This window comes from Lyngbya sp. CCY1209, from assembly GCF_055795065.1.
This window is the reverse complement of record NZ_JAYFER010000575.1, coordinates 1-5,114: the sequence shown is the minus strand read 5'-3', so window position 1 is coordinate 5,114 and position 5,114 is coordinate 1. Positions and strand designations below refer to the sequence as shown.

Genomic DNA, 5,114 nt, shown 5'->3' with positions numbered 1-5,114 from the left:
AACCCCCCAATTCTGGGGGGAACTCAATGGCTCCCCTCTCCCAGAATTGGGAGAGGGGTTGGGGGTGAGGGCGAGAATGACACTGAAAACTCGCCTCCCAACACTTTCGCCAGCCACGGCGGGGGGGCAGTGACGATCGCTTTTTGCAAATTGGCGAGGAGATCTCGGGCGTTGCCGCCGTGCAATTTTTTCACAGGATAAATGTTGGCTTGAGTCAGTTTTTCCGCCACCGAACTGCCGAGGGAGAGGGCATAAAGGGCGTGACAATCTCGGATTAAATCCATGCGGAAGGCATTTCGATCCTCGAAAGAATCCGCCGATTCTGCGGGTCGAATATCTATCAATTTGAGGCGAGTTGCGGAGACTTGATAAATTAAATACCGCAGGCAGAAACCGAAATGGCCGTCCAACAATTCGTCGGTATTGGATGCGATCGCGACCCGGATCGAATTGGACATCTCGCCGTCTCGGTAGGGTTCCACGGCGGGAAGAAGCTGGTCGAGATCTTGAATTTCTCCCCAGAGAATTTGAGTCGCGGTTTTCAGGGTCGAAAGCGGTATCGAATGGCTTGTCCCGTCCCAATTGTAAGTTCCTCTGAAAGCCGTTTCCAGGTGGGTGGCGGTGACTTGACTGAGGTGACATTCGTCGAATTCGCCGCCGAGTATGTTTTGTAAAGCCGTGCGTAAGTCGCGGACGGACACGCCGGGGAGCGATCGCGCGGCTAGGGCAATTCTGAAAGCAATATTTTCGGAAACTTGCCGTCGAATCATTTCCAACAATCTCTCTGCATGGGGTGCGTCATATCTTTAGAATGATGGAACGTTCCGGGAAGTTTCCGTATCGTTGACTACGGATGAGAGATTGTAAAATTTTGTGTTTTAAGTTCAATAAATGTTGTCTTTTGTAACCCATTCTATTGGGTCGGCAGTTGGATGCAAAAGGTCGTCCCCCGGCTAACTTGAGAATCCAGGATAATTTTGCCGCGATGTTTTTCGACGATTTGATAACAAATTGAAAGGCCCAATCCCGTCCCCTTGCCAATTTCTTTGGTGGTAAAAAATGGGTCGAATAGCTTGTTGCGAATTTCGGGGGGGATTCCGGGGCCATTATCCCGAATTTTGACTTCCACTTCGCGATCGCCGATTTGTTCCGTTTCGATGAAAATTTTCGGGGGGCGATCGGGTTCTTTTTTGTAGAAATCTTCCAAAGCGTCGATCGCATTGGCGATAATATTCATGAACACCTGGTTCAGTTGGGCGGGATAGCACTTCACCAGGGGCAGATCTCCGTAAGATTTGACAATTTCGATCCGGTGGTTTAACCGATTATTTAATAACAACAGCGTACTGTCGATCCCGTCGTGAAGGTTGACATCTTTCATGTCAGCCTCGTCCAGGCGGGAAAAGTTTCGCAGGGACAGGACGATTTCCCGAATGCGATCGGCCCCCACCCGGATGGAGGTCATCAATTTGATAAAATCGTCCTTCATAAACTCGAAGTCAATTTCTTCCATCATCTCGACGATTTCGGGTTTGGGATCGGGGTAACTTTCCTGATATAATTGCACTAGATTCAACAGATCTTGAGCGTATTCTTTGGCGTGTTCGGTGTTGCCGTAAATAAAGCTGACGGGGTTGTTAATTTCGTGGGCGATTCCCGCCACCATCTGTCCCAAACCCGACATTTTTTCCGTTTGAATCAGTTGGCTTTGGGTCTGTTTGAGTTCCTCGACAGCCAACTTCAGTTCTCGGGTGCGTTCGTCCACCCGTTCTTCTAATGTTCGGCGGGCGAATTCCAGGGCTTCGGTGTATTCCCTCACCCAGCGAATTAACTGGTTTAAAGACATCGCCAATAGTCCGGCTTCGTCCGCCGTCGTCACGGGGGCTTGCAGGTAAAAATTCGATTCTTTGACGACCCGGTTGGCGACGGTGGTGACGGATTTGATGGGGGTGGCGATCGCCCGACTGGTGTAGACAGCTAAAAAGGTGGCGATCGCTGTCGATAAAATCATGCTAAAGGCGATAATTTGTAACCGCAAATAGCGAGATTTTTGGAAGTAAATTGTCGCCTCTTCGTACTGTCTTCCTGAATCGTTTATTAATTCGTTTAATTGTTCTGAAAGCCGGTCAAATTTGGCGCTTACAGTCGTGTATGATTCCCCATTCAGCAGCGTCAAAATTTTCTGCTGTGCCCCCCGAATTTCATCGGCTTGTACCGTCGCCGGTTCGACCCGATTCCAGAGCGATAGAATCTGCGTCACATAGGAATCGGTCGCCTGCTGATAATCTCGCAATAATTGCCGGTAATTGACCTGATTCGTCGCCAATCGATTGGGTCTTTCATCGATATATTGGAATAATTCGGATAGCCAGGTATCGACTTGGCGGACATTGCCGAGAAAGGTCGCTTTTTCGTAGTCGAACCAGACCGTTTTTCCTAGGGTCGGGACAAGTCGCTGGGGATGCGATCGCATCGCCAAGATTGACTTTTCTAACTCGTGGAGCAATTCTTGTTGTTCTTCCGTTTCCGTCAAGGCTTGCAACGCTTGTTTTTGATAATACTCGCCGACCGCCAATCCGACAGTCGTCCCGACAATTGCAATGGCGATCGCCAGCATATAGCTGTAACCGAACTTTTTGCCGATACTCCAGTTGCGAATTGACAGTTTTTGCCACCCTGAATTGTCGCGAATTATCGACCGTTTATCGCATTCAAATGAGCAATTTACAGGTCTTTTTTTTTCATTAACTGACGGTTCTTTTTCGCCGAATATTTTCTTGAAAAAAAACATGAATTGGGTCCGTTAAATTTCTCTCAACTGCTTCAATTATATTTCAACTTAGTTTTCGATCAACTCCCCCTCCCCGATCGCTTCGTAAACCTGGCGAATTAAGTCATAATCCGAATCTTGGGCTTCAAACAATTCCGAATCTTTGTATTTTTGCGTCGATTCTCCCTCCACCAAGGCCGCAATCAGCCGTTCTTGATTCTCCACCATGCGATCGCGGAGAGCTGCCACCGTTCGAGAATCGAGCTGACTGTTGACCATAAAAATATCGCTGGGTAAGGGAGGGGTTTCGGCAATAATTGGAAACTCTTCTTCCGAGTTCAGGAAGGTCGAATAATCCACCGCCGATCCCCCCCAAGCCGCCACTGCCCCCGTGGCGATCGCTTCGATGCTGCCTTCGTCCCCCAACATCAACACTTTGACATTGGTTTGGGGATCTAATCCGGCATCAATTAATAGTTTTGTTGGCCCGAGATGGCCGCTGGTCGAACCCACATCCGACAGGGCGATCGTCTTCCCTTTTAGATCCTCCAAACTCTCAATATTTTGACCGGTTTTTGTGGCGATCACCGAATAGTAATTCGGGCGGGTAATTCCGATCAAAGGTCGGGCATTCGTCCGGGCATTAATGACCACATATTCCGAAGGCCCCGCCAGGGCCATATCGACCTGATTTAAACGCAAAGCCGAAGCCGCTTCGATTTGATTGTTAACCGGGACAAACTCGACGGGAATTCCCAGCACCGCCTCCAATTCTTGGCGAAACGTTTCGTAATCTTGCAGCAATCTCTCCGGTTCGGGGACATCCGTCACCGTCAGGCGAAGTTTGTCAATATTGAGAGTGGCGGATGTTGGGTTCGGATTGGGAGCGATCGCGCTACATCCGGCCAGAAATAACAGCGAATAACTCAAAAAATGACGCCGTTTCATAGAGTTCGTCCTCCAATTGGGCGGGGCAGAAAAAATGGACAGATACAAACCAGCAGTATCAGCATAAAAAAATGGTTAATTTAAAACTCAAGCTTTGTCCAAATTTACGCCATATTAAAATCAATTTTTTTGAAAAATTGGACTATAATTAAAGTAGAACTACATCCCTAATTTTTAACTTTATGAAACTTCAATTCCAACCCTTTACCGTCAATAAACGATTTGCCCTGACCATCAGCCGAGGTACGACGGCACACTCCACCAATGTTTGGGTGCGGGTGAAACTCGACGGTTTGGAGGGGTGGGGGGAAGCCTCGCCCTTTTCAGTCGGAGAACATCCCCAGACCACCGCAGTCATCCTCAAGCATTTGGAGACAATTGCCCCTCTATTAAAGCAGTTTACTCCATTCGATCGCCAACCGGTGGAGGAGATAATGGAGCGAACGGGCGCCCCTTCCGCCGTCCGCTGTGCGGTGGATATGGCCCTCCACGACTGGGTGGGAAAAAAACTGGGCATCCCCCTGTGGCGACTGTGGGGACTCGATCGCGATCGCACCGTCCCCATTTCCGTCACCATCGGCATCAACACGCCGGAGGGGGCAAAAGCCAGAGTTCGGGACTGGATCAATTATCTCGACGTGCGGGTTTTGAAGGTGAAATTGGGCTCCCCCGCCGGCATCGAAGCCGATCGCAAAATGTTCGAGGCGGTGCAGGCGGAAGCCCCCCCGGATGCCCGATTGTACGTCGATGCCAACGGGGGATGGACCCTGCCGGACGCCGTGAAAATGTGCCGCTGGCTGGCCGAAATGGGGGTGATTTACGTCGAACAACCCCTGGCTGCGGATGTCGCCCCCGCACAGTTGCCCGAACTTTATTCCCAGTCCCCGCTGCCGATTTTTATCGACGAAAGTTGTTTCACCAGCCGCGACATTCCCCGGTTCGCCCACTGCGTTCACGGCATCAATATCAAACTGATGAAATCCGGCGGATTGACGGAGGCGATGCGGATGATCCACACCGCCAAAGCCTGCGGGTTGCAGGTGATGTTCGGCTGCTATTCCGACAGCACTTTGGCAAATACGGCGGCTTCCCAACTCGCCCCCCTCGCCGACTATTTGGATTTGGATTCCCACCTCAATTTGGTTGACGATCCGTTTCGAGGTGCGATCGTCCGGGAGGGCTGTCTGATTCCCAACGATCTGCCCGGTTTGGGATGTGGAATAATTAATAATTAACAATTAATAATTAACAATTGCATGGGGGAATCGGATGATTTTGTGTTCGCGAGGCTGCGGGATATATAGCGCTGCGCGCGGGAGTCGGCAGTCGGGAGTCGGGAGTCGGAAACTGAAACGGCTTTTCTATAAGGGTTTGAAAATTTCTGACCCCATTTCAA

At 50.1% G+C, this 5,114-nt stretch carries 4 protein-coding genes; 1 reads left to right on the top strand and 3 read right to left on the bottom strand.

Annotated elements, in window-relative coordinates:
* Positions 1-23: 23 nt before the first annotated feature.
* The 3 genes from AC0QHF_RS20470 to phnD all read right to left on the bottom strand — a co-directional run bounded on the left by AC0QHF_RS20470 (position 24) and on the right by phnD (position 3,718).
* Entirely contained in the window at positions 24-770 is a 747-nt protein-coding gene (locus AC0QHF_RS20470; RefSeq protein ID WP_324706088.1) for a dinitrogenase iron-molybdenum cofactor N-terminal domain-containing protein, read from the bottom strand.
* A 143-nt stretch (positions 771-913) separates the two neighbouring features.
* Entirely contained in the window at positions 914-2,791 is a 1,878-nt protein-coding gene (locus AC0QHF_RS20465; protein ID WP_324706087.1) for a sensor histidine kinase, read from the bottom strand.
* 48 nt (positions 2,792-2,839) lie between these two features.
* Positions 2,840-3,718, bottom strand: coding sequence for a phosphate/phosphite/phosphonate ABC transporter substrate-binding protein (phnD, locus tag AC0QHF_RS20460; protein WP_324706086.1), 879 nt, complete (start codon positions 3,716-3,718; stop codon positions 2,840-2,842).
* 182 nt (positions 3,719-3,900) lie between these two features.
* Here phnD and AC0QHF_RS20455 point away from each other — a divergent pair, with 182 nt between their 5' ends.
* Positions 3,901-4,953 (top strand): dipeptide epimerase, encoded by a 1,053-nt coding sequence (locus AC0QHF_RS20455; RefSeq protein WP_324706085.1) that lies wholly within the window; start codon positions 3,901-3,903, stop codon positions 4,951-4,953.
* The last annotated feature ends 161 nt before the right edge of the window (positions 4,954-5,114 follow it).

Coding starts and splice junctions, on each gene's coding strand:
- AC0QHF_RS20470 (WP_324706088.1), bottom strand. CDS start 770: ATGATTCGACGGCAAGTTTCCGAAAATATTGCTTTCAGAATTGCCCTA.
- AC0QHF_RS20465 (WP_324706087.1), bottom strand. CDS start 2,791: ATGTTTTTTTTCAAGAAAATATTCGGCGAAAAAGAACCGTCAGTTAAT.
- phnD (WP_324706086.1), bottom strand. CDS start 3,718: ATGAAACGGCGTCATTTTTTGAGTTATTCGCTGTTATTTCTGGCCGGA.
- AC0QHF_RS20455 (WP_324706085.1), top strand. CDS start 3,901: ATGAAACTTCAATTCCAACCCTTTACCGTCAATAAACGATTTGCCCTG.